Origin of the sequence: Streptomyces lanatus (assembly GCF_014655715.1) — a bacterium.
GTDB lineage: Bacteria > Actinomycetota > Actinomycetes > Streptomycetales > Streptomycetaceae > Streptomyces > Streptomyces lanatus.
Window position 1 is genome coordinate 58,962 of record NZ_BNBM01000030.1, and the last position, 26,864, is coordinate 85,825.

Genomic DNA, 26,864 nt, shown 5'->3' on the forward strand with positions numbered 1-26,864 from the left:
GTCCTCATTCTCCCGGGTGGGCCGTACCGCGCCCTAGCGTGGAGGTCATGACTTCTGCTGACGCGTACGGCGTAAGGGATTTCGAGCTGCCGGGCCGGCTGCTGGCCGTCGAGCGGGACGCACTGGTCCCGCTGTTGCGGGCGCGGCCGGACGACGACTTCGCGCTGCCCACCGTGGCCTGTCCGGGGTGGTCGGTGCGGGATGTGCTGGCGCACTGTTCGGCCGCGTTGATGCGGGTCGTGGAGAACCGGTTGGAGGACGGCGTGTTCTCGGCCGAGTCCAACGACCGGGACATCGCCGAGCGCGCCGACTGGACCCATGCGCGGGTCGTCGACGAGCTGGAGCGCGGGATGACCGAGGCGGGGCCGGTGATCGCCGAGGCCGGCGGGGCGCTGGACGGCGTCGCACTGGGGGAGTGGGTGCACGCCGGTGACGTACGGGAGGTGCTGGGGGCGCCCGGGGCGTACGCCGGTGCCGGACTCCCCGACGCGCTCCGGCTCCTCGCCTGGCTCACCCGGGACCGGCGCCACGTCCCCCTGCACGCCGACCTGGACGACGTGGACGAGCCCCTGCGCCTGGGTGAGGCGACGGCTCCGCGGCCACCGGCGCGGTACATCGGGGACGGCGCCACTCTTGTACGGCTGTATGCGGGGCGGCCGGTGGCGGGGGCGGCGGCGTATGAGCTGGTGGGGGTGGAGGCGGGGGAGCTGAACATCTTCGGCTGAGGGTGGCTCGTACTTCGGGGTTGAGGGGATCTTCGGCGGGGCAGGCGTACCCTGGATTGGACTAGACCTGTAGTCCGCGCAGTAGTCGCCGTCGAATGCCGAGGAATGGGGTCCCATGAGCAAGCGTGCAGTCCTGGAGGTGATCGCCCTCGGCGTCGAGGACGCGGTCGCCGCCCAGGCCGGAGGTGCGGATCGGCTCGAACTCGTCACCGACATGGCGGCGGACGGGCTCACCCCGGCGGTCGAGACCTTCGCCGGGATCCGGGCCGCCGTCGACATCGACCTGCGCGTGATGCTGAGGCTGGCGGACGGATTCGCGGCGGGGGACGTCGGGGCGCTGGTGGGGGCGGTGCGGGAGATGCGGGGGGCCGGGGCGGAGGAGTTCGTGCTGGGCTTCCTGGACGGCGACGGTGGGGTGGACCTCGGTGCCGTCGAGCGGGTGGTGGCCGAGCTGGACGGATGCCGGTGGACCTTCCACCGCGCGATCGACCGGGCCGCCGACCGGGATGCCCTGCGCAAACAGCTGGACGGCCTGCCGGGGCTGGACACCTACCTCACGGCGGGCTCGGCGGACGGCGTGGACGAGGGCCTGCCCGTCCTGCTCGCGGAGGCGGCGCGGGCGGGGGAGCCGGGGTATGAGCAGCGGATCCTGGTGGGGGGCGGGCTGCGACTCGACCATGTGCCGAGGTTGGTGGCGGCGGGGATCGACGCGTTCCATATCGGCGGGGCGGCGAGGCCTGAGGGGTGGGGCGGGGCGGTTTCTGCGGAGGCTGTGGGGGTTTGGCGGGGGGTGTTGGACGGGGTTTCGTAGGGGGTGGGGTGGGGTTTCGTAGGGGCTGGGCGGGGGTGGGTTCGTGCGGCCCGGCGGGTGGCTGGGGTGGGGGAGGTCGCGCGGCCCGGCGCTAACGGGGTGCCGCCCGCGCCCACCCGTGCCGCCCTAGGCGGCACGAATGCCCGCGGATTGGGCGACCCAACGGCGCGGATGCCCGCGGATTGGGCGCGCAGCGACGTCGGCTGCAACGCCTTCAGGGGCGCGGGGAACTGCGCGATCAGCCACCGATCCCCCGCAGTCCGCCACGAGACATGACCGCCCCCGGCCTCTCGCGGTTTGGGCACAGCACAGGAACGTCGGCTGCAACGCCTTCAGGGGCGCGGGGAACTGCGCGACCAGCCCCCACCTCCCGCAGTCCGCCACGAGACGTCACCACCCCCACCCCGCCCGTCACCCCAACTGCCCGGGCAACCCCGCCGCATGCACCACAACCAACCCCGACACCGCCCGAGTCAGAGCCACATACAACCGCCGCAACCCCGTCCGCTCATCCGGCTCGCCGTCCACCACCGCCTGGGGCTCGTCCAGGACCACGTAGTCGTACTCCAGGCCCTTCGCGAGGGACGCGGGGACCAGGGTCAGGCGGGTCTGTTCGGACGTCTCCTCGCCGGGGGAGAGGTAGGTGATGCCCGCCGCACCCAACGCCTCCGCCAGCTCCGGAATACGCGCATCCGCGGCGATCAGCCCGATCGACCCCTCGTTGCGCAGCAACTCCCGGCACGCCGCGACGACTTCCCCCGAACCCGCCTCCGCCTTACGGACCTCGAAGAACCCCGGGTTCTCACGGATCGACGCCACCGGAGCAAGACCCGGCGCGATGTGCGGGAGGAGGCGGGAGGCATAGGTGATGACGTCCGTCGGGACGCGGAAGCCGGCCGTCAGTTCCTCGATCACGCCGTCCGACTTGCCGAGATGCCCCAGCGCCTCGTCCCAACTCCGCGTGGCCCACGGCGTCGTACCCTGCGCCAGATCACCCAGCACCGTCGCCGACCCCGTCGTGCAGCGCCGCCCCACCGCCCGGTACTGCATCGGCGACAGATCCTGCGCCTCGTCGAGGACGACATGCCCGAGGGACGGCGTACGCGCCACGATGTCGTTCGTCTCGTCGATCAGCACCGCATCCGCCGCCGACCACTTCGCGGACTTCACCGACCGCGCCGGCTTCGCCCAGAGGATCTTCTTCTGCTCGTCCTCGTCCAGGACCCCCGCCGCGTGCTCGGCCAGGAACTCCCCGTCCGCCAGCAGCCGCAGCACCAGCTTCGCCGGATCCACCGGCGGCCAGATCGCCTTCACGGCCGCCTTCACCGCACTGTTGCGGGCCACCGCGTCCTGCACCCGGTCGTCCGGCGCCTCCCCCGAACGTTCCATTTGCACCAACACGGCGTGCGCGATGCGCTGCGGAAGAGCATCCCGGGCGGCCCCGTAACGGATGTCCCGGGCCAGCAACTCCCGTACCGTCTCCTCGACTTCGTACGCCGCCACCCGCCACCGCCGCGACCCCCGTACCACGACCACCGGCTCCGTCGGCATCGACACATGCGAGTAGACCGCCCGCCGCAGCACCTCCGCCATCCGCGCGTCGCCCTTGATCACGGCGGTCGCCGCGTCGTCGGTGCCGCGTACCTCGACATGGGCGACGAGATCGTCCACCGTCGCCTGCCGGACGCTCAACTCGCCCAGCGCGGGCAGCACTTGCTCGATGTAGTGCAGGAAGGACCGGTTCGGCCCGATGACGAGCGTGCCGGTGCGGGCGAGCCGCTCGCGGTGGGCGTAGAGCAGGTATGCCACTCGGTGCAGGCCCACCGCCGTCTTTCCGGTGCCCGGACCTCCCTGTACGCACACCGTCCCGCCGAGACCGGACCGTACGATCTCGTCCTGCTCCGGCTGGATCGTCGCCACGATGTCCCGCATCGGGCCCACGCGCGGGCGCTCGATCTCCTGCTGGAGCAGTTTGCTGGTGCGGGCCGCCTCGGCGGGGTCGGAGAGGTGCTCGTCCTCGTAGGCCGTGAGGTCGCCGCCCGTGTAGCCGAAGCGGCGGCGCAGCGCGATGTCCAGCGGGTCCTTCTTGGACGCCCGGTAGAACGGCTGGGACACCGGCGCGCGCCAGTCGATGACCATCGGGTCGCCCTCGGCGTCGTGCACATGCCGCCGCCCGATGTAGAAGCGCTCGCCCTCGGCGCCTTCCGCCCCTTCCGCACCGGGCGCGTGCAGATAGTCGAGGCGGCCGAAGAACAGCGGGGTGTCGCTGAGGTCGGCCAGGGCCTTGATGCGGTCGTCGATCTGGCGGGCGAGGACCTCGGCGTTGACCCAGTTCGCGGTGACGTCGCTGATGTCGAGGGACTCGACGTCCTCCCGCATGGCGCGCAGGGCGGCACGGGAGGAGGCGAGGTGGGAGCGTTCACGCGAGAGGGGGTCGAGCGAGTCGTCGACGGGGGTGGACACGGCGGTGCCTCCGGAGGACCTGCGGTGGGTGGTCGAGAGAAGCCGACCGGTTACCGTCCGGGCAGCGGCGCTCCGTGAACGGAGGCGGGCAAGAGCGGAGATTTTAGGTGAGCGCCGCTGCCGGATGCCAATGGTTTTTCCGTCCCCTAGGGGACGGGGCCCTCCTCCTTAAGGGCAAGGGGTCCCTCCGTAGACGTACGAACGCACTGCCCGCCTTCGCCCCGCAGGCCGATGCGGTCTTTATGCCTGCGAACCCATCATGGAGACATGAGCGCAGCAACCATCCACCCAGCCCCGGCAGGCCCCCGAGGAGCCACCGCGCTCCAGGGCAGCCACCGTCACCGCCTCGGCGAAGCCCTGCGCGCCGTCAGGGTGTTCGCAGGTGCGGCCGTCGATGTGATCCTCCTCGGCGAGTACGGAGAGGAAGCGGGCGTCCGCCGTAAGTGACGCCCCAGCCCGATCACCCCTCCGCGAGAATCTCGTCCGCGTCCACAATCCGGTACGCGTACCCCTGCTCCGCCAGGAACCGCTGCCGGTGCGCGGCGAAGTCCTGGTCGATCGTGTCGCGGGCCACGACCGAGTAGAAGTGGGCCTGGTGCCCGTCCGCCTTGGGCCGCAGCACCCGTCCCAGCCGCTGCGCCTCCTCCTGCCGCGACCCGAAGGTGCCCGAGACCTGGATGGCGACGGTGGCCTCCGGAAGGTCGATGGAGAAGTTCGCGACCTTGGACACCACGAGGACGCTGATCTCGCCCTCCCGGAAGGCGTCGAAGAGCTTCTCGCGCTGGGCGTTGGAGGTCTCACCCTTGATGACGGGGGCGTTGAGATGCTCGCCCAGTTCGTCGAGCTGGTCGATGTACTGCCCGATGACCAGGGTCTGCTGGCCCGCGAAACGCCTGACCAGCGCCTCCGTCACCTTCCGCTTGGTGTCGGTCGTCGCACAGAAGCGGTACTTCTCCTCCTGCTCGGCGGTGGCGTACGCGAGCCGCTCGGCGTCGGTGAGATTGACCCGTACCTCGACACAGTCCGCGGGCGCGATGTAACCCTGCGCCTCGATCTCCTTCCAGGGAGCGTCGAACCGCTTCGGCCCGATGAGGGAGAAGACGTCCGACTCCCGCCCGTCCTCCCGGACGAGGGTCGCCGTGAGGCCCAGCCGCCGCCTGGCCTGGAGGTCGGCGGTGAACTTGAAGACGGGCGCGGGCAGCAGGTGCACCTCGTCGTAGACGATGAGCCCCCAGTCCCGGGAGTCGAAGAGCTCCAGGTGCGGATAGACGCCCTTCCGCCGCGTCGTCAGGACCTGATACGTCGCGATGGTGACGGGCCGGATCTCCTTCCGGGTCCCGCTGTACTCACCGATCTCGTCCTCCGTCAGCGACGTCCGCTTCACCAGCTCGTGCTTCCACTGCCGGGCCGAGACGGTGTTCGTGACGAGGATGAGGGTGGTCGACTTGGCCTGCGCCATGGACCCGGCGCCGACGAGGGTCTTCCCGGCGCCGCAGGGGAGTACGACGACCCCGCTCCCGCCGTGCCAGAAGTTCTCCACGGCCTGCTTCTGATACGGCCGCAGCGCCCAGCCGTCCTCGGCCAGCTCGATCGGGTGCGCCTCGCCGTCGACGTACCCGGCGAGGTCCTCGGCCGGCCAGCCCAGCTTCAGCAGCGTCTGCTTGATCTGCCCGCGCTCGGAGGGGTGCACGGCCACGGTGTCCGGGTCGATACGGGTCCCGACCAGCGGCGCGATCCGCTTGGAGCGCAGCACCTCCTCCAGCACCGGGCGGTCGGTGGTGGTGAGGACGAGGCCGTGCGTGGGGTGCTTGCTCAGCGTGAGGCGGCCGTAGCGGTCCATCGTGTCGGCGATGTCGACCAGCAGGGCGTGCGGCACGGGGTAGCGGCTGTACGTCACCAGCGCGTCCACGACCTGCTCGGCGTCATGCCCGGCCGCGCGCGCGTTCCACAGCCCGAGCGGCGTCACCCGGTAGGTGTGGATGTGCTCGGGCGCCCGCTCCAGCTCCGCGAACGCCGCGATCGCCCGACGGCACGCGTCGGCCTGCTCGTGATCGACCTCCAGGAGCAGGGTCTTGTCCGACTGGACGATCAGTGGTCCGTTCACGTGCGTCCGCCCTTTCCTTCACCATTCGACCAAACGTCCAGTGTGCCTGATCGTTCCTGATCGTTTCCCAAGTCCCGTAGGGGCCGTGCCGAAGTCCTTCGGAGTCCTACAGGATGTCTTTTCATTCCTGTGAGTGGCGTGGTTTCACCTGGACGGCGGCGGCTGCGAAGAATAGCCGAGCGTGCAGGCCATCGATCGTGAACCGTCCCCGCCGACCACCACCCTCGGCTACGCCTTGTTCGCCACCCGCTGGTTGCAGGCGCCGCTCTACTTCGGCCTCGTGGCCGCGCAGGGGGTGTACGTCTACAAGTTCTTCAATGAACTCTGGGCCTTAATTCTGCGCTGTGTGACCGGGCAGGCGACAGAGACCTACGTCATGCTCGCCGTGCTCAAGCTCGTCGACGTCGTGATGATCGCGAATCTGCTGATCATGGTGATCGTCGGCGGCTATGAGACCTTCGTCTCGCGCATCGGGCTACAGGGCCACCGTGACCAGCCCGAATGGCTCTCGCACGTCAATTCCAACGTGCTGAAGGTCAAGCTCGCCACCGCCATCGTGGGCATCTCGTCCGTGCATCTGCTGCAGATGTTCGTGGATGTGCATCGCACCTCGCACCACTCGCTGCTGTGGGGCACGGTGATCCACATGGCGTTCATCGCGTCGGCGGCGATCCTGGCGTACATGTCCGGCCCGATGGCCGCGCAGACCGAGCGGGGCCATCAGCAGACGCATCACGAGCCCGCCCCCGAGGAGCCGGCCGCGAAGGTCTTCGTCCCGGCGCAGGCCGCCCCGCGCGAGGACGAGCCCAGCGCCGAGGAACGGCTGCGGGCCGCCGGGTTCCCCGCCCGCAAGCTGCTGGAGGACTTCGACTCCGAGCACCCGCGCGTCTTCGACCGGGAGACCGTGGCGCGGCTCGGCAAACTGGACTTCGTCGGCGTCGGGCGGAACGTGGTCTTCGTCGGGCCGCCCGGCACCGGCAAGACCCATCTGGCGGTCGGGCTCGGGGTGCGGGCCTGTCAGGCCGGGCACTCGGTGCTGTTCGCGAGCGCCGCGCAGTGGGCCGCGCGGCTGGCCGGGGCGCGGGAGGCGGGGCGGCTCGCCCAGGAGCTGGCAGCGCTGGACGAGCATCCGCTGCTGATCGTCGACGAGGTCGGCTACACGCCCTTCGACGCGGAGACCGCCGCGCTCTTCTTCCAGCTGATCGCGCACCGCTACGAGCGGGCCTCGCTGATCGTGACCAGCGACCGCCCGCTCGGCCGCTGGGACGAGATCTTCGGCGGCCCCTCCGCGCTGGCGATGGTGGACCGGCTGGCCCACCATGCCGAGCTCGTGCGGATCGAGGGCGACAGCTATCGCATGCGCCGCGCTACTTCAGCGTGGGCAGACTGACGTTGTTGATCAACGGTCCCTCGACGGTGAGCCCCTCGGTGACCAGGGACTCCGGACCGGCCGCCGGGAGCGGCAGCGGCAGGGCGGAGGCCTCCGGCGCGAGGACGGCGACCAGGGCGGCGGCTGCGAGCGCCGCGAGGGGCAGGGCTGTGCGCTTGGGACGCATGGGGACGTGAGGCCTTTCGCGTGAGGGAAGGGCGGGGGCCGGCCCCGGTACGTCGCCGGGACCGGCCGCCCGATGGAATGCGTCAGACCTGGGGGGTCTCGACGACCAGCCCGGCGATGTCGACGCTGACCGCCGCGGCCTGTGCGGTGAAACCACCGATCATCAGGGCTGCGGCGGCCAGGACGGTGGCAAGACGACGCGCAGTGCGCATGGGACAACTACCTCTCTGTTTCGCCCACTTGAGCGAGCGGGCGCGATCAGGACACCGGGTGGCTGCCCTGCGTCACGCGGCAGAATGCGGAGAGATCCGGAACGTCCCTCAAGAGTTGGAAAAACCCGGCGTGGCGTGCATGGAACGCGGCGTACGCCCGGACGGGTGAGCGGCGCGGGCGTACCCACACCGAGGGCCTGTCGTTCGGATCATGTCGGCGGCGGCGCCCGGGTCCGGCACGCGCACTACCCCACTGCCCTGAGGGCGTGGGGGGACCCCATCGCGTCGCCGCCCTCTTCCGCCCTGCCGCCGCCCGCTCGGGTCGGCCGAAAGGCGCGGTACCGCCCAGCCGCCCTAGTCGTCCGCGAGCTCGGCCACGCCGGTGATCCGGTGCAGTGGATACGTCCGTACCTCGTCCGCGGTGTGGTCGTACGCCGTCACGAAACCGCCCTCGACCCGCACCGGTGCGATCACCCGCTGACTCGCGGTGCCCTCGGCGTTGACGTACCCGATCCACAGCGACTCGCCGGTCAGGACCGCGGCCTGCATGGTGGCGAGGGTCTCGGCGGACGTGGTGCGCGGCAGCTCGCCCCCGGCCGGCTCGGGAGCGCCCCCGCTCGGCCTGCGTGGGGTCGTGGAGGCGAGGTCGCCCGCGCGGATGGCGCGGATCGCGGCCGCCAGCAGCGTGGCGTCCGGCGTCGGCGGGCCGTCCGGCACGGGCTCGGGCGCCGAGCGCGGCGGGGTGCGGTGGGCGTCGGCGCGGGTGATCAGGACGTCGCCCTCGGCCGATTCGGCGGCCGGCGCGAAGCCCATCGCGCGCAGGCCCTCCAGCAGCCCGGCCGGGTCCGCCTGGGCGGCCAGCACGGTCGGCGCGAGGCGGCGCAGCCGCAGCCCGGCGGCTCGTTTGTCGGCGAGGATCTCGTTCAGCACCGCGTCGTCGTCGCAGCGGACGTACGCCGAGGCCGCGCCGACCCGCAGATGGCCGTGCCTACGGGCCACGTCGTCGATCAGATACGCCAGCGGCTGCGGCACCGGCGTGCGCGAGTGCTCGGCGAGGAAGGCATGCAGATCCGAGGCGCTGCGCCCGGCGTCCAGCGCCCGCCGCACCGACCCGGGCGTGAACCGGTACACCGTCGCCCCGCCCTTCGACTCGACGTCCGCCAGCACCCCCAGCGTGTCGGCGAGCGGCCGCCGCAAGGGCCCCGGCGCCACGGCCGTCAGATCGGCCTGGAGGAGGACATGGTCGAGGGGCTCGGGGAGGAGCGGGGTGAGCAGCCGGGCAGCGGCGGCCGACGCCACGGCCTGCTCGGCGGGGGAGAGGGGCTCGGGGGCGGGGGCGGGCCGGGCGTGGTCGTGGTGGACGGGGAGCTTGTCACCGGGGCCGGTGGGGGTGTCGTCGAACGGTGCCGGGCGTGTGCCGTCGTGAGTCGCCGGGGACGCTGCCGATGCCGATGGTGTGCCGTCGTGGGTCGCCGCCGACACCCGTCCCCGCCCCACACCCTTCCCCGAGCCCTTCGCCCCCGGCGCCCCCAGCAACGCCCGCCCATGCCCCGACAGCGCCCCCCGCCCCGTGACCCCCAGCATCTCCGCCTCGGTCAGCGTCCACCGCGCCAGGCGCGTGCGTAGGTCGTCGTCGGGCTGGGGGCCGCGTAGGGGGCGTTCCCAGCGGAGGCGGGACAGGAGGGACTCGGGGGACGGGGACGTGCCCTCGGGGAGGGCGGCGAGGAGGGTCAGGACGCGGTGGCGGACCTCCGGGGCGGCGGAGCGGTCCAGGCCGGGGCCCAGGGCCGACAGGGTGCGGTCCTTCGCGTCCCGGCCGCCGACCACCCCCGACGTGCGGGTCGCCGTCAGCCAGGCGGACGCCAGGTGGGCCCAGCGCTCGGCGGGGGGCTGCTCCAGCCACTCGTCGTGGGCCGGGGTCGCCGCGTACCGTTCGTCGGCCTCGCCGTCGGAGGCCAGCAGGCCCGCCGCGTAGGCGAGTTCGACCCAGAACGCGGCGACCGGCTCGGACACGTCGAGGGCGACCGCGGTGCGCTTGAGGTCGCGCACGCTCAGGCCGCCCGCGCGCAGCACCGCGGGCCCGCCCTCGTGCCAGTCCTTCAGCAGCTCCTCGACGGTGGCCAGCGCCGTGTACGCCTGCCCGGCCGCCGTCGTGTCCACAACCTGTGGATGGTGCGTCGCGGCCGGCTCGACGGGCGGCGGCAGCGGCTCGGTGGCGCGGTGCGCGCGGCCGGCCCGCAGATGCAGGGCCACCTCGCGAGGGAGTACGACCGTGCCGGGCGTCGTCGGCAGGAGCAGGCCGTGGTTCAGGAGCCAGCGCAGATGGGGCGCCGGGTCCGCGGTGACCTGGCCGTACGGCGGGCCCCAGACCAGCCGGGACAGGACCGCGAGGGACTCCTCCGGCGCGTCGGCGAGCAGGGCCGTCATACGGCGGCGGTCCGTGAACAGCGCGGACAGCGACGCCACCGCCGACACCGCGTCATGCGTCGACGGCAGCCCCGCCGTCGTCACGATGTCCTGGATACGGCCCGGTGACATGCCGGCCGACGCCTCCTGCACCGTCGGCCCGAGCCCGGTCGGCGACGGATGCTGCGGCGACGGCGTGAGCAGCTCACGTGCCGTGCGCACCAGGCGCAGCCGGTCGTCGGCGCCCCACACCAGGGCCTGGTCGCGCAGGGTGCCCAGAGCGTGCGGTAGGGCGCCCGTCACCGCCGGGTCGCCCTCGTCGCCGGCCATCAGGGCGAGCAGTTCGTCGTACGTCGCCGGATCCGCCGCCACGGCCAGCGCCTCCGCCGTCTGTAGCGCGAAGCGGTCGAGGCGCTCCAGGGCGCGCACCACCGAGGCCCGGGTGCCGGCGCGGGTCGCCAGCTGGGTGAGGTCGGTGGGGACAGGGGTGATGAGATCCGGCCGGCTGCGCAGCAGCACGGCCAGCGAGGCGTCGTCCCGCACGCGAAGGGCTTCCGCGAGGGAACGGGGCGGGGTGGCCGGGTCGCTCATCCTGCCCACGTTAGCGGGTGGGGCCGTACGGCAGGAGTCGGTGCCGTACCGCCGGTACCGCACTTCGCCGGGCGAACGGAACGTTTCGCAGATGTCCCCCGGATGAACATCGTCCGGAGGATTCCGGCACCCCTGGCAACGCCGCGCCCCCACTCGTCACCCTGGGCACCCTGTCAACTGCTTCACGGCTCAAGGGAATTGAAGGAACTCAAGGGAATCGGGGGCCCGGCGGTGAGCGAACAGGTCGAGCAGTGGATCGCCATCACCAGTCTCGCGATCCCCCTCTTCGCGTTCCTGTGGGAGTTCGCGGTCGTCGGCCGCAAGCGGCTCGGCTATCGGGTGCAGATGGACACCGTCGCCGCGAACCAGACCCAGTCGGCACACGCCGAGATCCTCGAACAACTGGAGCGTGACGGACACCAGCTGAAGGACCCCTCGTTCGTCCTGCTGCGCATCGAGAACGCCGGATCCGCCCCCATCGAGGCCGGCGACTACCTGACGGACGAGAACGACCCCAGCGGCATCTGGGTCACCTTCCGCCGCCGCCAGGTCGCCGGCATCGTCGTCACCGAGCTCAGCCAGCGCGAGCTGCGCCGCTTCTTCCGGCACGGCGCCCCGGGCTACGGCTTCCGCAACACCGAGGCCCACCGCGAGGGCGTCATCGAACTGCCCAAGGTGAAACTGCCCCGGGGCGCCGAGTACAAGATCCTCGTGATCCTGGAGCGCTGGCCGGACGACACCAGCGACCAGGACTTCCCCAAGCCGGACATCGTCGGCGCCGTCGGCACCGACCGGCGCTGGTTCGACCCGCTGGTGAAGTACTTCCGCTTCAAGCTGACCCGCACCGAGAGCCACCTGTTCGCGTCGCGACCGGCGTGGTTCGCGATCACGTTCCTGGCGCTGGCGGTCGTAGTCCATCAGTCTTCACCCTCTTCCTCCGAGACGACCGCCGCCCCCCGCTGGACTGCGTCAGCGGCACCCTGCACCTGTACGGCTCCACCGCCTTCGCCCCCGCGGTGCGGGCCGCCGCCGAGGACTACGTCGACCGCTGCGAGGGAGCGGGCACCGCGATCCCCCTCGACGACAACCCCTTCAAGGGCAGCGGCGAAGGCGTCACCGAGATCGAGCAGGCCGGCGACGACGCCGGGACCGAGGTCGGCGAGGGCCTCGGCGACCACATCACGTTCTCCGACGGCCTCGCCTCCTCCGGCCACCCCCGGCTGATCCCCAGGCCGATCGCCTTCTCCGTGTTCACCCTCGTCGTCAGCAAGGACGCGGGCGTGGAGAACCTGACGCTGAAGCAGGTCCGCGACCTCTTCGCGGGCCGGGTCCGCAAGTGGTCCGACATCGGCGGCAACCCCGTACCCGTCCACCTCATCAACCGCGACCCCGGCTCCGGCACCCGCAGCACCCTCGTCGACAAGGTCCTCGACGGCAAGGAGCCACCGCAGTTCACCGTGCGGGACTGTGCGGCCCTCGACCCCGACCGGTACGGCACCTGCGAGGTCACCAGCACCGACACGCTCCTCAACAGGACCGCCTCCACCCCCGGCGCCATCGGCTACAGCGAGGCCGCCGGAGTCGACGGCCACAAAGCGGCCGGCAACCTCGTCAAACTGCGCATCGACGGCCGCGAACCCACGGCACAGGGCGTCGAGGACACCAACTACCCCTACTGGCAGACCGAGTACGCCTACACCTACGGCTCCGCCCCGGCCGGCTCCGTCGCCGCCGCCTTCCTCAACTTCCTCACCCAGCAGAGCGGCCGCGACATCCTCCACGCCCACGGCCACGGCCTGTGCTCCGAGGCGGAGAACTCGGGCGAGTGCCGCCCGATCTGACCCACGGCGTCTTCGGCCAGCCGCGCCCGCGCCCTGAACAGCCCGGACATTCGGATCCCTTCGTACTGCTCGTCCTGCGCTAACGTCGTCCCACGGGTATCCAACACACCCACCCCGGAGAGGACTTCGTGGGGATCGAGAGCGACCAGGTCGTCTACGAGTATCTGAGCCGTGTCGGTGACGTGGCGCAGCAGCGGCAGTTGCCGTCGTCCACCCGTATGCGCCTGGTGAACGAGTTGCGCGGCGAGATCGACCGGCGCCGGGCGAAGGCGCCCGTCGACAACCCCGCCGCCGTCCGCCGCATCATCGCCCGCCTCGGCACCCCGGACGAGGTCGTGGCCGCCGCCGGGGGTTCCGCCCCGCAGACGCCGGTCACCGCCGTGCCCGCCCAGCCCGACAGCGAGGCCCACGAGGAGCGTCGCAAGCGCCTGCGTCGCATCGTGCCCCGCCCGCGCCCCGCCGAGCCCGCCACCTCCGACGACGCGCCCCCGCCGCCGCACCTCGCCAGCACCGCCGACCTCGGGGACAGCACGACCCAGCCCGACTGGTGGCGGGTGGACCGCAGCCCCTTCGGCCCCGGCGAGGACGTCCCCGGTTTCGTCGGCGGCATCGAGATCCCGGAGATGCTCAGACGCCCGGACGCGAACGACGAGCCGCGCCCCGAGAAGGAACCCGCGAAGGAACCGGCCGCGATCGAGAAGGCCGAGGAGGAGGAAGCGGAACCCAAGGCCCGCCGACGCCTCATCCGCCGCCCGACCCTCCCCTCCGGCCGCTGGAGCAACCCCCTGCTCCTCATCGCCGCCGCCCTCCTCGTCACCGGCGCCGTCCTCGGCAACCTCCTCGTCCTGCTCCTCGGCTGGCTCATCGCCTGGGCCTCCCGCCGCCTGAGCGATGCCGAGACCAAGTGGGCGGTCATCATCCTCCCCGCCCTCTCCCTCACCGCAGGAGTGACCTGGCTCTGGGGCCGCACCACCGAACGCTGGGGCGAGCCGATCGCTGAGGGCCAGATGAACGCCGCGATCACGGAGACGTGGCCGTGGGTGGTGCGGGGGGCGGCGGTCGCGTCGGCGTTGTACATCGTGTGGCGGTCGCAGCGGCAGCGGTAACGCTCGACCGGGGGCGAGGTGACGCCCTCAGGGGCGCGGGGAACTGCGCGACCAGCCACAATCCACCCGCAGCCGCCACATCACATTCAGCCCCGAGCTATTGGGCGCAGGCACAATGACCCCCATGGCACTCACCGTCGGCTTCGACCTCGACATGACCCTCATAGACTCCCGCCCCGGCATCCACGCCTGCTACATCGCGCTGTCCGAGCGCACCGGCACCCCCATCGACGCCGACCTCGCGATCACCCGTCTCGGCCCGCCCCTCGCCGATGAGTTGATCAACTGGTTCCCGGCGGAGCAGGTCGAGGCCATGGCCGATCTGTACCGCGAGATGTACCCGGCGATCGCGATCACCACGACGCCCGCGCTCCCCGGCGCCCGCGAGGCGATCGCCGCCGTACGGCAGGCGGGCGGACGGGCGATCGTCGTCACCGCCAAGTACGAGCCGAACGCCAAGCTGCACCTGGCGCACCTCGGTATCGAGCCGGACGCGGTCATCGGCAACCTCTGGGCCGAGCGGAAGGCCGAGGCGCTGCGTGAGTACGGCGCGAGCGTCTACGTCGGCGACCACCAGGGCGACATCCGGGCAGCCCGAGCCGCCGACGCGCTCGCGGTCACCGTGGCGACCGGCCCGTACAGCGCCGATGAACTCAGCGGACTCGGCGCGGACGTCGTCCTGGCCGATCTGACGCAGTTCCCGGAATGGTTCGCCGACTACCCCGAAGTGCCCCGCGCCTGACGCCGCCCCGCGGCGACCGAGCGGAGCACACCGGCCCCGGCCACGAGGAAACCGACGCCCATCAGCATGCTCAGTCCGAACATGTATGTCGGAAATGGCGTCGTACCGAGCAGGAACGGGGCCACCGTGACCAGAGTGGCCACTGCACCGATGAAGAACACCACCGCACCGGCACGGATCAGTCGGTCGCCGGGAGCGGCGGAATTCGTTTGGGTTTTGTCACGCACCGGACCAGGGTAGTTCCCTGCGCGAGGGAACTACCGGGCGACGTCTTGTCACCCGCCCGGGGACCATTAGCCTTGGTACCGGCGGGTCGTGGTCGACCCGCTGTAGTGCTATCAAGAGCCGTTTTCCGAAGCAGTTTTCCGACGAGTACGAGGACGAGGACAGACGTGCCTACCGGCAAGGTCAAGTGGTTCAACAGCGAGAAGGGCTTCGGCTTTCTCTCCCGCGACGACGGCGGTGACGTCTTCGTCCATTCCTCGGTCCTCCCCGCCGGAGTAGACGGACTCAAGCCGGGACAGCGAGTGGAGTTCGGCGTCGTCGCCGGCCAGCGCGGTGACCAGGCGCTCTCGGTCGTCATCCTCGATCCGACGCCGTCCGTCGCGGCCGCCCAGCGCAAGAAACCGGACGAGCTCGCGTCCATCGTGCAGGACCTGACGACCCTCCTGGAGAACATCACGCCGATGCTGGAGCGGGGCCGTTACCCCGACAAGGCCGCCGGCAAGAAGATCGCCGGTCTGCTGCGGGCGGTCGCCGACCAGCTCGACGTATAGGCGAATTGCCCGTCAGGGGAAATCCAGCGCATTAGGGCCGAGGGGCGGTACCAGCCCCTCGGCCGCCGCGCGTGTGAGCAGTCCGCGCACGGCCGCGTAGCCGTCCTCGCCGAGGCCGGCGGTGAACTCGTTGACGTACAGGCCGATGTGCTGGTCGGCGACGGCCGGGTCCATCTCCTGGGCGTGCTCCATGACGTAGGGCCGGGAGGCCTCGGGGTCGTCCCAGGCGGCGCGGACGGACGTACGGATCGAGTCCGCGAGCGCCACCAGCACCCCCGCCCCCAGCGACCGCTTCGCGATGATCGCGCCCAGCGGGATCGGCAGTCCGGTGGTGTGCTCCCAGTGCTCGCCCATGTCGGCGAGCTTGTGCAGCCCGTAGTTCTGGTACGTGAAACGCGCCTCGTGGATGACGAGTCCCGCGTCGACCTTCCCGTCCCGCACGGCGGGCATGATCTCGTGGAACGGCATCACGACGATCTCGCCGACGCCGCCGGGGACGGTGTCCGCGGCCCACAGGCGGAACAGCAGATACGCCGTCGACTTCTCGCTCGGCACCGCGACCGTGCGGCCGGTGAGGTCGACGCCCGCCTCCCGCGTCAGCACCAGCGGCCCGCAACCCCGGCCCAGCGCACCCCCGCAGGGCAGCAGCGCGTACTCGTCGAGGACGTACGGCAGCACCGCGTACGACACCTTCAGCACATCGAACTCGCCGCGCTCGGCCATGCCGTTGGTGATGTCGATGTCGGCGAAGGTGACGTCCAGCGCGGGGGCGCCGGGGACCCGGCCGTGGGCGAGGGCGTCGAAGACGAAGGTGTCGTTGGGGCAGGGGGAGTAGGCGATCTGCAAGGGCTGCACGGGCTGCTCACTGGTGGTCATGTGGGTTCCAACTCTCCAATACCGGCGCGAGCTTCCCGAAGGCGTCCGTCAGTGCCGCCAGCGCGTCGCCGATGCGCCAGGCGGCGCGGTCGCGGGGGCCGACCGGATTGGACACGGCGCGTATCTCCAGCACGGGCACGCCGTGCGCGGCGGCGGCCTCGGCGACGCCGAAGCCCTCCATGGCCTCGGCGAGCGCGGTGGGGTGGCGCTCGCGCAGCCACGCGGCGCGGACCGCGGTGCCGGTCACGGTGGAGACGGTGAGGACGGCGCCGGGGCGGGCCCCGGTCGCGGTCGCGACCTCTCGTACGAGTGCTTCCGGCGGACGGTGGCTGACGGTGCCGAAGCCCAGCTCGGTCACCGGCAGGAAGCCGTCGGGGGTCTCCGCGCCCAGGTCGGCGGCGGTGATCTCGTCGGCGACGACGAGGGAGCCGACGGGCGCGTGGGGTGCGAAGCCGCCCGCGATGCCGGTGGAGATCACCAGACCGTAGGGCGCGCCCGCGAGGGCGGTCGCGGTGGTGGCGGCGGCGCGCGCGGGGCCGACGCCGGCGGCGATCACCTCGACGCCGGGGAGTCCGTGTACCGCCTCGGCCACCGCGTCCCGTTCGGCGGGGACCGCGGTGGCCACGAGGACCCGTACCACGGACGTGATCAGCTGTCCTTCTCCAGCTTGAAGGACCACAGGCCCGTCACGTCCTGCTCGCCCTCCTTGATGGACACCAGCGTCGAGTCGCCGCTCGCGCCGTACTGGGCGTTGAAGAACACGCTGCCCGGGACGGTGCGGTAGGTCTTGGTGCTGGAGTCGGTCAGCGGCTGGCCGTTCATGAGGATGGTCCAGCCCTCGTCCGCGATCTCCGGGTCGACACCGAAGCGCACGGTCTCGTCCGGGTCCACCTTGATGGACTCCAGGTCCTTGTTCTTCAGGCACTTCGCCAGGTCGGTGGTCTGCAGGGCGTCGCCCTCGCCACCGCAGGTGGCCTCCGAGTGGACGGAGGAGGTGCCGACGGTGATCGTGGCCAGCGGCGTCGGCTTGTCACAGGCCGACAGGACGAGCAGTCCGGCGGAAACGGCGCCGGCGGCGGCGACGGCGCGGCGGCGTCGCTGGGCGGAGTGCATCGTGGTCATGGGCGAAGGCTATCGGGCGGTTGTGACGCTCTCTCTACGCGGGGGCGGCGTGCCGTACGCGACGGAAAGGCACGGGGCGTCTCAGGCCACCCGAGGGTGGGAATGGCCGCCGTGCCGGGCCGAGCCGATCAGGCCCTTCACGGTGGTCAGCCAGCCGGTGGCGACGATCGCGGCGCCCACCAGCAGCCCCAGCGAGCCCCTCAGCGGCAGCACGATGCCGATGGCGCCGCCCAGCACCCAGGACACCTGCAGCAGCGTCTCGGAACGCGCGAACGCCGATGTACGCACCTGCTCCGGCACGTCCCGCTGGATCAGCGCGTCCAGCGACAGCTTGGCCAGCGCCTGCGCGAACCCGGCGACCGCCGCCAGCCCCGCCACCATGACCGCGCCGAAGAAGACCGCCGCGGTGATCGCCACGGCCATCACGAACCCGACGACGGTCACGATGATGATCTCCGGCGCCCTCGATCTCAGCCACGCCCCGACGGCCGTACCGAGCGCGTTCCCCGAGCCGGCCGCGACGGCGACTATGCCCAGCGACACGGCGGCACTCTGCCCCGACATCGGATGCTCGCGCAGCAGGAACGCCAGGAAGAAGATCAGGAAGCCGGTGAGACAGCGGATGGCGCAGTTGGCGCCGAGGGCGTGGGTGACCGCGATGCCGACCGTGCGCAGCCCCGGCCGCTTCACCGGGTGGCGGTGCGGCCCGTGCAGATGCTGCTCGTCGGCCGCGAGCAGCGCGGTGTCCTCGCCCTTGGCCGAGTCGACCTTGTGGGGAAGGGTGAAGGACAGGAACATGCCGAGGATGAAGATCACGAAGGCGCCGTAGAGCGGCCAGCGCGGCCCGATCGCCTGGAGCCCGGCACCGATGGGCGCGGCGACACCCGTGGCGAGGAGCCCGCCGAGCGTGACCCGGGAATTGGCCTTCACCAGGGAGAAGCGTGGCGGCAGCAGACGCGGCACCACGGCGCTTCTGACGACCCCGTACGCCTTCGAGGCGACCAGCACCCCGAGAGCGGCCGGATAGAGCTGGAGATCGCCGCTGACGACCGCGCTGGACAGCACGAGGGCGAGCAGCGCCCGAGCGAGCATGGCCCCCGCCATGGCCGCACGCCGACCGTGCGGCAGACGGTCGAGAAGAGGACCGATCACCGGGGCGAGGAGCGTGAAGGGCGCCATGGTGATGCCCAGGTAGAGAGCGACGCGCCCCCGGGCCTCATCGGTCGGCACGGAGAAGAAGACCGTGGAGGCGAGGGCGACGGTGATCATCATGTCCCCGGCGCCGTTCACCGCGTGCAGCTCGATCAGCTTGCCCAGGCCCGACTCACCGGCGCCCTGCGCATGCGTGGCCTTGCGGATACCGCGCGCCGGGCCGGTGAACGGGAAGTGCAGGGCACGGCCGACCGCGCGGAGGGAGCCGCCCATACGGCCCGACCCGCCACCTCGATCACGGCCTCCCTTGGCCCCACCGACACCGGTGGCTCCTTGGGGCGACCTCGCGGTTGCCACGACGCAATAGTGCCCCGAGATGGGGGTGGCTAGTGCGGTTACGGCGCGTATGGAGGGCAAGCTATGGGCAAGGTCTCAGGTTGAGGCGGGAACTCGGAACGGACCGTAAGGGCCGTCGGTGTAGGCCCAGCGCTCGCGAACAGGTAGCGTGCGTATCTCAGCCATCCCGCACAATGGATGACGTAGGTGCGCCCGAGCGCGATTCGGACGCGGACGTCGACGCGGCCCACAGGTCCGCTCCGTTCGCTCCGCCGCCTTCAGGCAGCCGCACCCGAGAGACGGCGTAGGAGAGAAGCGATACCTGTGAGCGCAGCGACAACGCGAAGCCGCACCCCCGACCGTCTGTGCGCCGAGGCCGTCGACCTCGCCCGCAGTGCCGCCGAGGAGGCCGCCGCGCCCGGCGTGGTCGGAGAGCACGCGGGCCTGGTGTCCGAGGGCGACCGGGTTGTCACGCACTACTTCGAGTGCAAGGAACTCGGATACCGCGGCTGGCGCTGGGCGGTGACGGTGGCGCGGGCGTCGCGAGCGAAGTTCGTGACCCTCGACGAAGTGGTCCTGCTCCCCGGCCCCGACGCCCTCCTCGCCCCCGAGTGGGTGCCCTGGAGCGAGCGCCTGCGCCCCGGCGACATGGGCCCCGGCGACCTGCTGCCCACGGACGCCGAGGACCTGCGCCTGGAGCCCGGCTACTCCGGCGAGGACGAGCCGGTACCGAACGCGCCCGTCTCCCACGAGATGGCGGAGCTGGTGGAGGCGGAGGACGCCGAGGTCACCGCGGGCGCCCCCGCGAACCTGCCGGTGGCCCCCTCCCGCGGCTCGATCACCTCGGTCGCGGAGGAACTCGGCATGCGCCGCGCCCGCGTCCTCTCCCGCTACGGCCTCCACGTCGCCGCGGACCGCTGGGAGGAGTCGTACGGCGCGAAGACCCCCATGGCCCAGGCGGCCCCCGCCTCCTGCGTCACCTGCGGCTTCCTGACCCCCATCGGCGGCTCCCTCGGCCAGGCCTTCGGCGTCTGCGCGAACGAGTTCTCCCCCGCCGACGGCCGGGTCGTGTCCCTGACCTACGGCTGCGGCGGCCACTCCGAGGCAGCCGTCATGCCCAAGCCCCCGCGTCCGGCTCCGCCGGTGATCGACGAGACCCGGGTGGACCCGTTCCCGCTGCGACCGGCGGCGGATTCGGGGTCGGTGTCGGTGGGGGCGGACGGGGACTCGGCGGAGCTCGGGCACTCGTAGCGGGGCCTGCTTCTACTTCTGCGCGCGGAGGTACGCCTCCAGCTCGGCGGCCCCTGCCAGCAGCGCCCGCCCACGGGCGGACAGCCGGCCGTACCAGTCGCGCAGCGTGCCCTCCAGCGGCTCCAGACCACCCGCCGCCCGTACCTGGGCGATCAGCGGGGCGATCTGCTCCAGCAAATATCCGCCTCGCCTGAGCTGATGGGTCAGCCGGGCGTCCCGTACCGCTGCATCGTCGTAGACGCGGTACCCGGTGAGTGGGTCGCGCCGCGGGAGCACCAGCCCGGCATGTTCCCATTTGCGAAGGGTCGCGGGCTGGATGCCGAGCTGTTCCGCGAGCGGCCCGATGAACATGTCACCGGACCTGGGCGCCTGGGTGGGCTCCAGGTCGCCGAGGGCGTTCTTCACAGCGCTGAGGGTGCGGCGGTCGTCGAGGAGTTGGGCGTGACTCTCGTCGATGAGCCGGAACGCCTCGTCGACCGCGCCCTGATTCACGGCCCGCATGATCGCCGCCGCCGTCCCGTGCCCGTGGCCGGGCAGCAGCGCGAGGAACGCGCGCAGGGCGTGGGCGTGCAGCGGGGTGTAGGTGCGGTAGCCGTGGGCTGTGCGGGTGGCGGCGGGGAGGATGCCGGCCTCTTCGTAATTCCGGACGGCTTGGGTGGAGAGGCCGTGTTCGCGGGCGAGATCGATCGGCCGTAGCCGTTCCCTGCTTTGAAGGTTTCGCCCCATGTGGCAGACCATATCGGCGAAAAGTTTCCATCGAAAGTTCAACGATACCGTTGAAGGCATGGCTGCTGACATCGCGTCTGACATCAAGGACCTGTTTCCCGCCCGGCCCCGACTGCTCGCTCTGGGTGAGCCCACCCATGGCGAGGACACGCTGCTCGCCCTGCGGAACGACCTCTTCCGCCAGCTCGTCGAGGAGGAGGGCTACCGGACGATCGCGATAGAGAGCGACTGCCTGATGGGCATGGCCGTGGACGACTACGTCACCTCCGGCACGGGCACCCTCGACGAGGCCATGGAGCACGGATTCAGCCACGCCTGGGGCGAGTTCGGGGGCAACCGCGAGCTGGTGCGCTGGATGCGCGCCCACAACGTCCGCGCCGAGGCGGACGGCCGGCCCGAGTCCGAGTGGCTCCGCTTCGCCGGTTTCGACGGCCCACTGGAGATCACCCACGCGGCGAGCCCTCGCCGGGCACTGATGGCCCTCCACGACTACGTGGCGCCCCGCGTGGACGCCGACCTGCTCCCCTGCACGGCGGACACGCTCGACACCCTGCTCGGCACCGACGACGCCTGGACCGACCCCGCCGCGATGATGGACCCCTCGTCCTCCGTGGGCCGGTCGCCCGAGGCCGCCCGCCTTCGCATGCTCGCCGAGGATCTGGTGGCACTGCTCGATCAGCAGCTGCCGCACCTGCTGGCGACGACCTCGCGGGAGGACTGGAACCGGGCCCGCCTGTACGGCCGTACCGCCACCGGCCTGCTCCGCTACCACCACTCGATGGCCGACACCTCACCGGCCCGCATGACGCGGCTGGTGGCCGTGCGGGACCAGATGATGGCCCAGAACCTCCTCGCCCTCGCCGAACGCGGCCCCACGCTGGTGCACGCCCACAACGGCCACCTCCAGCGGAGCAGGAGTTCGATGCGGATGTGGGAGGGGCGTGTGGAGTGGTGGGGTGCGGGCGCGCTGGTCAGCGCCCAACTCGGCGAGGAGTACGCCTTCTTGGCGACGGCCATCGGCACGCTTCGGGGCCAGGGGGTGGACGTGCCGCCGCCGGACACGGTTGAGGGACTGCTGTACGCGCTCCCGGAGGACCGGTGGGTCATGGACGCCCGCCGCCTGGCAACCACCATCGCCGACACGAGCCTCGCGCCTCGCGTGTCCCCTTGGTTCGGCTACGCGCCGCTCGATCCGGCCGGTCTGGGGGGCAGCGACGGCATCGTGTTCGTCAGGGACGTTTAGAGGAGGTCCCCGGTTTCACGTGCCGGCTTCGCCCTCGGCTTCTGTCTCCGGCTTGTACCGCGGGAGGTTCTCCGTCGAGATCGTCCAGTCGGCGATCGTGACGTCCTCGCCGTAGAGGAAATCCTTGCGGGTCGCGTAGCGCGGTCCGGCGGGGGTGGAGTGGATGTCGGTGAAGACGGCGCCGGTGGCGGTGCGGGGGTCGAAGATCACGTAGATGGGGATGCCGATCAGGGGGTAGTCCCGCATCTTGGTGACCCAGTCGTTGTCGGGGTTCGAGCGAGAAACGACTTCGATTGCGGCGATGACGGCACGGGGGTCGATTGATCCCTCGACGTTGAGGTCGGTCCATGCGATCACCATCACGTCCGGATGCCGCATGATGCCCTCGGGCTCGTCCTCCACGTCCGGTGTGCCGTTGTGCGCCAGCAACTCGTCCGGCATGAGCTTCTCCAGACGGCGGCTGACGTGTGCGGCAGTGACCTCGTGTGGTCCTCCCGGCGACATCATGTCGTGAACGATCCCTTCCTTGGTGATCTCGAACTTTCCGGGCAGAGCGTCGTCAACGGACTGGATGAAGTCCCGCATGGCCAGGTACGGGTGGGGGGCGCGCTGTTGTGCGCTGTCCGGAGCCATGGTCATGGCGCTCGCTCCTCGTCGTCTGTGCCCAGGGGCAAGGATCGTCGCTTTCATGCTAGGCGGCCTCCTGGAGATCGGATCGGCAGTTGCGGCAGCGACCCGGGTCGGCAGCGCGAAATGCGCGGTCGCAGCCGTCGCAGGTCTGGAGTGGGTGGCGGACGGGCGGGGGTGGGGTGAACGGGGGTGGTGGTAGCTGGGTGGTGAGGCGGTGGGCCAGTAGGGCGGCTGGGCGGCACAAGGGGCCGGGCGGGAGGTCGGTGGTGAGGGTGTGGTGTACGGCCGCGCGGGGGACGTCCCGTTCCAGCCAGGCCGCGACGGCAGGGGCCAGGTGTGCTGTGTCGGGCTCGCTGAGGAGTAGGCGGGGGTCGTGGAGGCGGAGACTTGTGAGGAGATCGGTGGCTGTCCGGAGGAGGGCCGGGGCCGGGTAAGCCGGTTGCGGTACGGCGGGGAGGGGCTTGCGCGGGGTCGGGGTTCGCTTCCTGCGGGGCGGCGGCTCCTCCGGGTGGGGGCGGCGGCGGCCCGGCTGGTTGCAGGAGACCGTGCGGGTGACGATGCGGCCGCCGGTGACTCGTTTGCGTTCGCGGCGCAGATAGCCGTGCGTCTCCAGCTCGCGCAGCGCCGCCGCGATACGGGTCCTGCCCTCGGGGAAGCGGGCGGCGAGGGTCTTGATGCCGGCGCCGCCCCCCGCGTGAGGGTGGTTTTTGCCCGTGATGCGGGACTGGGTGGGCGTGGGGGCGCTAGGGTTTTGGGTGTCCATCGGGAAGGTTGGCTTCCTTGGTGGTCAGGCCCTCGCACTGGGATTGCCGTCCCGGCGAGGGCCGTCGTATGTCTGGGGCATATTTCGCGGTTGTGCTGCGCTGAGCGTAAGTCCGACAACCTGCCCGAAATCCAGCTGAGTTGGTGATATTCACCTTCACGGGTGAGCGTGCGCCGCGGGAGGGAGGGGTGGGGTTTGGTGGGGTTCCTTTCCCCTGGGTTGTTTTTCTTGGTGACCGCCCGCGCCACCGGAGTCCGGGTTTCCGGGCGCCGGTGATACGTCGATCTCGGCCCAGACCGTCTTGCGCGGCGGCAGGCCTGGCACTACGCCCCAACGGTCGGCCAGCGCGTCCACGATCAGCAGGCCGCGGCCCGACTCCGCGTCGGGGGCGGGCTGTTCGGGGTGGTGCGGCAGTCGGTCGGCGCGGGTGTCGGTGACCTCGATACGGACGGTGTTTCCGACGACGTAGACGAGGAGGAGGAAGTCTCGTCCGGGGATGCGGCCGTGGGTGACGGCGTTGGCTGCCAGCTCGGCGACCACGTGTGCCGTCGGGTCCAAGGGGAGGCCCCAGCTGCGGAGTTGTTCCGTGGCGAGAAGGCGGGCGAGGCGGGCGCCGCGTGGGGTGGAGGACAGTTGGAGGCTGAAGTTCCGGACGGAAGTGTCGAGTTCCGCTTCGGCGGATTTCTGGTTCACGTCACTCAGCGTGGTCGTGCGTGCTTACTGTGAACAGTGACTCAGGGGGTGCGTACGGTGACTGTCCGGAGCTTGTCCAGTGCTGTCCGGGCTGTCGGAGCGTTGCGTTTGGGTAGGGCGCTGCTGCATCACGGCGGTACGACGGAGGGGTGGCCATGACGGTCGAGCTCAAGACGGAGGCGGACGAGCCGGGTTGGGAGGTCGATCCGGACGACGAGTGGGGCGTGGCGGTGATCGCGACCGTGGGGCGACAGCTGAAGCTGCGGCGCGAGGCGGTGGGGATGCGGGCCGGCGACTTCGGGAAGGCGGTGGGGTACGGGGAGGATCTTGTCTACAAGATCGAGGGTGGGAAGCGGATTCCTCGGCAGGAGTATCTGGACCGGGCGGATGAGGTGTTGGGGGCGGGAGGGCTCATCTCGGCGACGTGGGAGGACGTCAAGAAGGTCCGGTATCCGAAGGTGGTGCGGGCACTGGGCAAGCTGGAGGCCAAGGCGGTCGAACTGCTCTCGTACGGCAACCACAATCTGCACGGTCTGTTGCAGACGGAGGAGTACGCGGGGGCGCTCCTGAGGACGCGGCGGCCCGTGCTCCCGGAAGACGAGCTGGAGCGGGCAGTGGCCGGGCGCATGGACCGGCAGAAGATCTTCCAGCGCTCCCCCGCTCCCGAACTCAGCTTTGTCCTGGAAGAGGTGACGCTCAGGCGCCCGGTCGGGGGCAAGATGGTGCTGCGCAGGCAGTTCGAACACCTGGTGGAGCTAGCCCAGTTGCCGAACGTGGAAATTCAGGTGATGCCGATGGATCGCTGGGACCATCCTGGTACCGGAGGGCGGATCCAGCTGCTGAAGTTCGGGGATGGCACGGCAGTTGGTCGCATGGACGACGAGTTCGGCGGCCGTCCGGTCTCAGAGCCGAAGCAGCTCCGGATCCTCGAACTGCGCTATGGCATCATCCGGGCGGAGGCTCTGGCCGCACGGGAGTCACTGACCTTCATCGAACGACTGCTGGGAGAGACATGATCCGCAAGGCCCCTGCTGGGGACGCTTCCGATCTGGTGTGGTTCAAGAGCAGCTACAGCGACAGCAGCAACCCGAACGACTGCGTCGAGGTGGCCAACACCCCCAGCACTATTCACGTCCGAGACTCAAAGAACCGCGACGTCGGTCCCCGTCTCGCCCTCGCGCCGCAGACCTGGTCCGCCTTCGTCTCGTACGCGGCCGAGGGCTGAGACGTGATCCGAGGAGCCTCCGAACTGGCGTGGTTCAAGAGCAGCTACAGCGGCGGCAACAATGGCGAGTCCTGCGTCGAGATCGCGGTGGCGCCCCGCACCGTCCACGTCCGCGACTCCAAGTACCGGGACTCCAGCCCCCGCCTCGCCCTCGCGCCGCAGGCCTGGGCCGCCTTCGTCACGCACGCGGCGCGCTAAAGGAAGTGCGCGTGTTCGAGCCGGTGGGGTACGTTCCTGCCTGTTCGAAGGGGGACTCGTGGCGAAGCTGAATCAGATCATCGCTGTCGAAAAGGGTGTCAAGAGCAAGTCGCTCCAGGACATCACCGTGGCGCATCACAAGGTGCAGAAGCCCGCGCTGCTGGCCGGTATCTCGCGTACGTACCAGCCGAAGGACGAGGAGGGCGAGCAGCTGCCGCCGGAGTCCACGCGGGTGCAGGTACAGGCGGAGGACGTGCTGCGGGAGATGGCCGCGTCGCTGACCCGGCTGTTCGACGTGACGGCGACGAAGGACTGGGCGAACTGCTCGGCGCGGGCCGATGTCACGGTCGAGGGGCGGACGGTCGTAGCGGATGTTCCGGTCAGCTACCTGCTGTTCCTTGAGAAGCAGCTCACCGACCTGCACACCTTCGTGAAGAAGCTGCCCACGCTCGACGCCGCCGAGTCCTGGTCGCACGACCCGTCGACGGACTGGTGGAAGACGGACCCGGTCCGCACGATCCGTACGAAGAAGGTTCCGCGCAACCATGTGAAGGCGGAGGCGACGGAGAAGCACCCGGCGCAGGTCGAGGTGTACTACGAGGACGTGCCCATCGGGTACTGGACGACCGTGAAGTTCTCCGGGGCGCTGCCGGCGCGGCGGGTGAACGAGCTGGTGGAGCGCGTCGAGAAGCTTCAGCAGGCCGTGAAGTTCGCCCGCGAGGAGGCCAACGGCGCGGAGGTCACCGACCAGCGGGTCGGCGACGCGGTGTTCGGCTACCTGTTCGGCTGAGGCCGGTCACGGGTAGCCTCCATGATCGCCCCCGCGTGCGAGCGCGGGGGTGCGCGACAGGCGCGGGCCGGAACTGAGGACCGGTTCGCGTGAGGAGCGCAAGCTGACACTGAAGTTCAGCCTGAAGACGCGGTGACAGTGAAGGTTCGAATCCTTCCCCCGGCACTACGAGACCCATCCGGGCCGGGGTAGCCCAATGGCAGAGGCAGCCGCGATCAATCTCAGACTCTCGCTCCAGTCTCAGCATTGCCGCCGATCGCCGGATCGACCGAGGCCGGACGAACGCCGTCGGATGCGAGTTCGACTCTCGCCTGCAGCTCTCTCGCGCTGCGGTAGTTCAAAGGAAGAACACGACGGCATGATGACTGATCCGTCCTCTTAAACGCCGCCGGCGTGCGCAATTGGGTGGCATCCCCAGGGGCCCGGGAGCTGGATACGACTCCCGGGCTCCGCCACGCGCGGTGCCCTAAAGGGTGTTGCACAAGGCTCTGAGCTGGGCATCTTCTGTGTATGGCCGGGGTCTTACG

General features: G+C 70.9%; 28 protein-coding genes. 14 read left to right on the plus strand and 14 right to left on the minus strand.

All coding sequences use genetic code 11. The annotated features are described in order from the left end of the window. Positions 1-47 precede the first annotated feature (47 nt). Both IE325_RS44570 and IE325_RS44575 read left to right on the plus strand, forming a co-directional pair. Positions 48-725 (plus strand): maleylpyruvate isomerase family mycothiol-dependent enzyme, encoded by a 678-nt coding sequence (locus IE325_RS44570; RefSeq protein WP_190075941.1) that lies wholly within the window; start codon positions 48-50, stop codon positions 723-725. A 115-nt stretch (positions 726-840) separates the two neighbouring features. Continuing rightward, complete coding sequence (locus IE325_RS44575; protein ID WP_190075942.1) at positions 841-1,536, plus strand: copper homeostasis protein CutC; 696 nt, start codon at positions 841-843, stop codon at positions 1,534-1,536. Positions 1,537-1,947: 411 nt separating this feature from the next. On the opposite strand, the gene IE325_RS44580 is transcribed toward IE325_RS44575, so the two are convergent. Next, positions 1,948-3,999 (minus strand): HelD family protein, encoded by a 2,052-nt coding sequence (locus IE325_RS44580; protein WP_190075943.1) that lies wholly within the window; start codon positions 3,997-3,999, stop codon positions 1,948-1,950. Between the two features lie 267 nt (positions 4,000-4,266). Between IE325_RS44580 and IE325_RS44585 the strand changes: the two genes are divergently transcribed. Continuing rightward, the gene (locus IE325_RS44585; RefSeq protein WP_190075944.1) at positions 4,267-4,446 is read left to right on the plus strand and encodes a hypothetical protein; all 180 of its coding nucleotides are present in this window, start codon (positions 4,267-4,269) and stop codon (positions 4,444-4,446) included. A gap of 13 nt (positions 4,447-4,459) precedes the next feature. Here the strand turns inward: IE325_RS44585 and IE325_RS44590 are convergent, their stop codons facing one another. Further along, complete coding sequence (locus tag IE325_RS44590) at positions 4,460-6,103, minus strand: DNA repair helicase XPB (RefSeq protein WP_190075945.1); 1,644 nt, start codon at positions 6,101-6,103, stop codon at positions 4,460-4,462. 181 nt (positions 6,104-6,284) lie between these two features. On the opposite strand from IE325_RS44590, the gene istB reads away from it, so the two are divergent. Next, positions 6,285-7,493 carry an IS21-like element helper ATPase IstB gene (gene istB / locus IE325_RS46915; RefSeq protein ID WP_190075946.1) on the plus strand — a complete coding sequence of 403 codons (1,209 nt, stop codon included), beginning with the start codon at positions 6,285-6,287 and terminating at the stop codon, positions 7,491-7,493. Here the strand turns inward: istB and IE325_RS44600 are convergent. The 3 genes from IE325_RS44600 to IE325_RS44605 form a co-directional block, all read right to left on the minus strand. After that, positions 7,471-7,659, minus strand: a complete 189-nt coding sequence (locus IE325_RS44600) for a hypothetical protein (RefSeq protein WP_190075947.1) — start codon at positions 7,657-7,659, stop codon at positions 7,471-7,473. The two genes, istB and IE325_RS44600, sit on opposite strands and share 23 nt — an antisense overlap. 82 nt (positions 7,660-7,741) lie before the next feature. Beyond that, positions 7,742-7,870 (minus strand): hypothetical protein, encoded by a 129-nt coding sequence (locus IE325_RS46805; RefSeq protein WP_268256407.1) that lies wholly within the window; start codon positions 7,868-7,870, stop codon positions 7,742-7,744. A gap of 354 nt (positions 7,871-8,224) precedes the next feature. After that, entirely contained in the window at positions 8,225-10,867 is a 2,643-nt protein-coding gene (locus tag IE325_RS44605) for a helicase-associated domain-containing protein (protein ID WP_190075948.1), read from the minus strand. Between the two features lie 1,016 nt (positions 10,868-11,883). Between IE325_RS44605 and IE325_RS46565 the strand changes: the two genes are divergently transcribed. The 3 genes from IE325_RS46565 to IE325_RS44620 all read left to right on the plus strand — a co-directional run bounded on the left by IE325_RS46565 (position 11,884) and on the right by IE325_RS44620 (position 14,556). Then, the gene (locus IE325_RS46565) at positions 11,884-12,708 is read left to right on the plus strand and encodes a substrate-binding domain-containing protein (RefSeq protein ID WP_229912536.1); all 825 of its coding nucleotides are present in this window, start codon (positions 11,884-11,886) and stop codon (positions 12,706-12,708) included. A 128-nt stretch (positions 12,709-12,836) separates the two neighbouring features. Continuing rightward, positions 12,837-13,814 (plus strand): hypothetical protein, encoded by a 978-nt coding sequence (locus IE325_RS44615; RefSeq protein ID WP_190075949.1) that lies wholly within the window; start codon positions 12,837-12,839, stop codon positions 13,812-13,814. A 124-nt stretch (positions 13,815-13,938) separates the two neighbouring features. Further along, complete coding sequence (locus IE325_RS44620; protein ID WP_190075950.1) at positions 13,939-14,556, plus strand: HAD family hydrolase; 618 nt, start codon at positions 13,939-13,941, stop codon at positions 14,554-14,556. Here the strand turns inward: IE325_RS44620 and IE325_RS44625 are convergent. Further along, positions 14,532-14,783: a hypothetical protein gene (locus IE325_RS44625; protein ID WP_190075951.1), complete on the minus strand. Its 252-nt coding sequence runs from the start codon at positions 14,781-14,783 to the stop codon at positions 14,532-14,534. The genes IE325_RS44620 and IE325_RS44625 overlap by 25 nt on opposite strands. Before the next feature lie 165 nt (positions 14,784-14,948). On the opposite strand from IE325_RS44625, the gene IE325_RS46920 reads away from it, so the two are divergent. Further along, positions 14,949-15,332, plus strand: a complete 384-nt coding sequence (locus tag IE325_RS46920) for a cold-shock protein (protein ID WP_030958134.1) — start codon at positions 14,949-14,951, stop codon at positions 15,330-15,332. A gap of 12 nt (positions 15,333-15,344) precedes the next feature. On the opposite strand, the gene IE325_RS44635 is transcribed toward IE325_RS46920, so the two are convergent. From IE325_RS44635 to IE325_RS44650, 4 genes are all read right to left on the minus strand, one after another. Continuing rightward, entirely contained in the window at positions 15,345-16,208 is an 864-nt protein-coding gene (locus IE325_RS44635) for a 1,4-dihydroxy-6-naphtoate synthase (RefSeq protein WP_190075952.1), read from the minus strand. Further along, entirely contained in the window at positions 16,195-16,833 is a 639-nt protein-coding gene (locus tag IE325_RS44640) for a futalosine hydrolase (RefSeq protein ID WP_190075953.1), read from the minus strand. Before IE325_RS44640 ends, IE325_RS44635 begins: the two co-directional genes overlap by 14 nt. Before the next feature lie 23 nt (positions 16,834-16,856). Further along, positions 16,857-17,330: a DUF2771 domain-containing protein gene (locus tag IE325_RS44645; protein WP_190075954.1), complete on the minus strand. Its 474-nt coding sequence runs from the start codon at positions 17,328-17,330 to the stop codon at positions 16,857-16,859. A gap of 81 nt (positions 17,331-17,411) precedes the next feature. Beyond that, positions 17,412-18,839 (minus strand): MFS transporter, encoded by a 1,428-nt coding sequence (locus IE325_RS44650; protein ID WP_190075955.1) that lies wholly within the window; start codon positions 18,837-18,839, stop codon positions 17,412-17,414. A 303-nt stretch (positions 18,840-19,142) separates the two neighbouring features. On the opposite strand from IE325_RS44650, the gene IE325_RS44655 reads away from it, so the two are divergent. Then, positions 19,143-20,069 carry a DUF3027 domain-containing protein gene (locus IE325_RS44655; protein WP_190075956.1) on the plus strand — a complete coding sequence of 309 codons (927 nt, stop codon included), beginning with the start codon at positions 19,143-19,145 and terminating at the stop codon, positions 20,067-20,069. A gap of 12 nt (positions 20,070-20,081) precedes the next feature. Here the strand turns inward: IE325_RS44655 and IE325_RS44660 are convergent, their stop codons facing one another. Then, on the minus strand, positions 20,082-20,795 hold the full coding sequence (locus tag IE325_RS44660) for a TioE family transcriptional regulator (protein ID WP_190075957.1): 714 nt from the start codon (positions 20,793-20,795) through the stop codon (positions 20,082-20,084). Between the two features lie 58 nt (positions 20,796-20,853). Here IE325_RS44660 and IE325_RS44665 point away from each other — a divergent pair, with 58 nt between their 5' ends. After that, on the plus strand, positions 20,854-22,038 hold the full coding sequence (locus IE325_RS44665; RefSeq protein WP_229912537.1) for an erythromycin esterase family protein: 1,185 nt from the start codon (positions 20,854-20,856) through the stop codon (positions 22,036-22,038). Between the two features lie 15 nt (positions 22,039-22,053). Here IE325_RS44665 and IE325_RS44670 read toward each other — a convergent pair whose 3' ends face one another. From IE325_RS44670 to IE325_RS44680, 3 genes are all read right to left on the minus strand, one after another. Beyond that, positions 22,054-22,677 (minus strand): Uma2 family endonuclease, encoded by a 624-nt coding sequence (locus tag IE325_RS44670; protein WP_190075959.1) that lies wholly within the window; start codon positions 22,675-22,677, stop codon positions 22,054-22,056. A 52-nt stretch (positions 22,678-22,729) separates the two neighbouring features. Continuing rightward, on the minus strand, positions 22,730-23,431 hold the full coding sequence (locus IE325_RS44675) for a helix-turn-helix domain-containing protein (protein WP_190075960.1): 702 nt from the start codon (positions 23,429-23,431) through the stop codon (positions 22,730-22,732). A 156-nt stretch (positions 23,432-23,587) separates the two neighbouring features. Continuing rightward, complete coding sequence (locus IE325_RS44680; protein WP_190075961.1) at positions 23,588-24,124, minus strand: ATP-binding protein; 537 nt, start codon at positions 24,122-24,124, stop codon at positions 23,588-23,590. Positions 24,125-24,279: 155 nt separating this feature from the next. Between IE325_RS44680 and IE325_RS44685 the strand changes: the two genes are divergently transcribed. The 4 genes from IE325_RS44685 to IE325_RS44700 are packed head-to-tail and all read left to right on the plus strand — an operon-like array spanning position 24,280 to position 26,337. Continuing rightward, positions 24,280-25,140, plus strand: a complete 861-nt coding sequence (locus tag IE325_RS44685; RefSeq protein ID WP_190075962.1) for a helix-turn-helix domain-containing protein — start codon at positions 24,280-24,282, stop codon at positions 25,138-25,140. After that, the gene (locus IE325_RS44690) at positions 25,137-25,349 is read left to right on the plus strand and encodes a DUF397 domain-containing protein (RefSeq protein ID WP_190075963.1); all 213 of its coding nucleotides are present in this window, start codon (positions 25,137-25,139) and stop codon (positions 25,347-25,349) included. The genes IE325_RS44685 and IE325_RS44690 overlap by 4 nt, the downstream gene beginning before the upstream one ends. 3 nt (positions 25,350-25,352) lie before the next feature. Next, positions 25,353-25,547, plus strand: coding sequence for a DUF397 domain-containing protein (locus IE325_RS44695; RefSeq protein WP_190075964.1), 195 nt, complete (start codon positions 25,353-25,355; stop codon positions 25,545-25,547). A 58-nt stretch (positions 25,548-25,605) separates the two neighbouring features. Then, positions 25,606-26,337, plus strand: a complete 732-nt coding sequence (locus tag IE325_RS44700) for a DUF7873 family protein (RefSeq protein WP_190075965.1) — start codon at positions 25,606-25,608, stop codon at positions 26,335-26,337. The last annotated feature ends 527 nt before the right edge of the window (positions 26,338-26,864 follow it).

Excerpts from the sequence above, each read along its gene's own strand:
- IE325_RS44570 (WP_190075941.1), top strand. The coding sequence starts at position 48 with ATGACTTCTGCTGACGCGTACGGCGTAAGGGATTTCGAGCTGCCGGGC.
- IE325_RS44575 (WP_190075942.1), top strand. The coding sequence starts at position 841 with ATGAGCAAGCGTGCAGTCCTGGAGGTGATCGCCCTCGGCGTCGAGGAC.
- IE325_RS44585 (WP_190075944.1), top strand. The coding sequence starts at position 4,267 with ATGAGCGCAGCAACCATCCACCCAGCCCCGGCAGGCCCCCGAGGAGCC.
- IE325_RS44600 (WP_190075947.1), bottom strand. The coding sequence starts at position 7,659 with ATGCGTCCCAAGCGCACAGCCCTGCCCCTCGCGGCGCTCGCAGCCGCC.
- IE325_RS46805 (WP_268256407.1), bottom strand. The coding sequence starts at position 7,870 with ATGCGCACTGCGCGTCGTCTTGCCACCGTCCTGGCCGCCGCAGCCCTG.
- IE325_RS44605 (WP_190075948.1), bottom strand. The coding sequence starts at position 10,867 with ATGAGCGACCCGGCCACCCCGCCCCGTTCCCTCGCGGAAGCCCTTCGC.
- IE325_RS44620 (WP_190075950.1), top strand. The coding sequence starts at position 13,939 with ATGGCACTCACCGTCGGCTTCGACCTCGACATGACCCTCATAGACTCC.
- IE325_RS44635 (WP_190075952.1), bottom strand. The coding sequence starts at position 16,208 with ATGACCACCAGTGAGCAGCCCGTGCAGCCCTTGCAGATCGCCTACTCC.
- IE325_RS44645 (WP_190075954.1), bottom strand. The coding sequence starts at position 17,330 with ATGACCACGATGCACTCCGCCCAGCGACGCCGCCGCGCCGTCGCCGCC.
- IE325_RS44660 (WP_190075957.1), bottom strand. The coding sequence starts at position 20,795 with ATGGGGCGAAACCTTCAAAGCAGGGAACGGCTACGGCCGATCGATCTC.
- IE325_RS44665 (WP_229912537.1), top strand. The coding sequence starts at position 20,854 with ATGGCTGCTGACATCGCGTCTGACATCAAGGACCTGTTTCCCGCCCGG.
- IE325_RS44670 (WP_190075959.1), bottom strand. The coding sequence starts at position 22,677 with ATGACCATGGCTCCGGACAGCGCACAACAGCGCGCCCCCCACCCGTAC.
- IE325_RS44675 (WP_190075960.1), bottom strand. The coding sequence starts at position 23,431 with ATGGACACCCAAAACCCTAGCGCCCCCACGCCCACCCAGTCCCGCATC.
- IE325_RS44685 (WP_190075962.1), top strand. The coding sequence starts at position 24,280 with ATGACGGTCGAGCTCAAGACGGAGGCGGACGAGCCGGGTTGGGAGGTC.
- IE325_RS44690 (WP_190075963.1), top strand. The coding sequence starts at position 25,137 with ATGATCCGCAAGGCCCCTGCTGGGGACGCTTCCGATCTGGTGTGGTTC.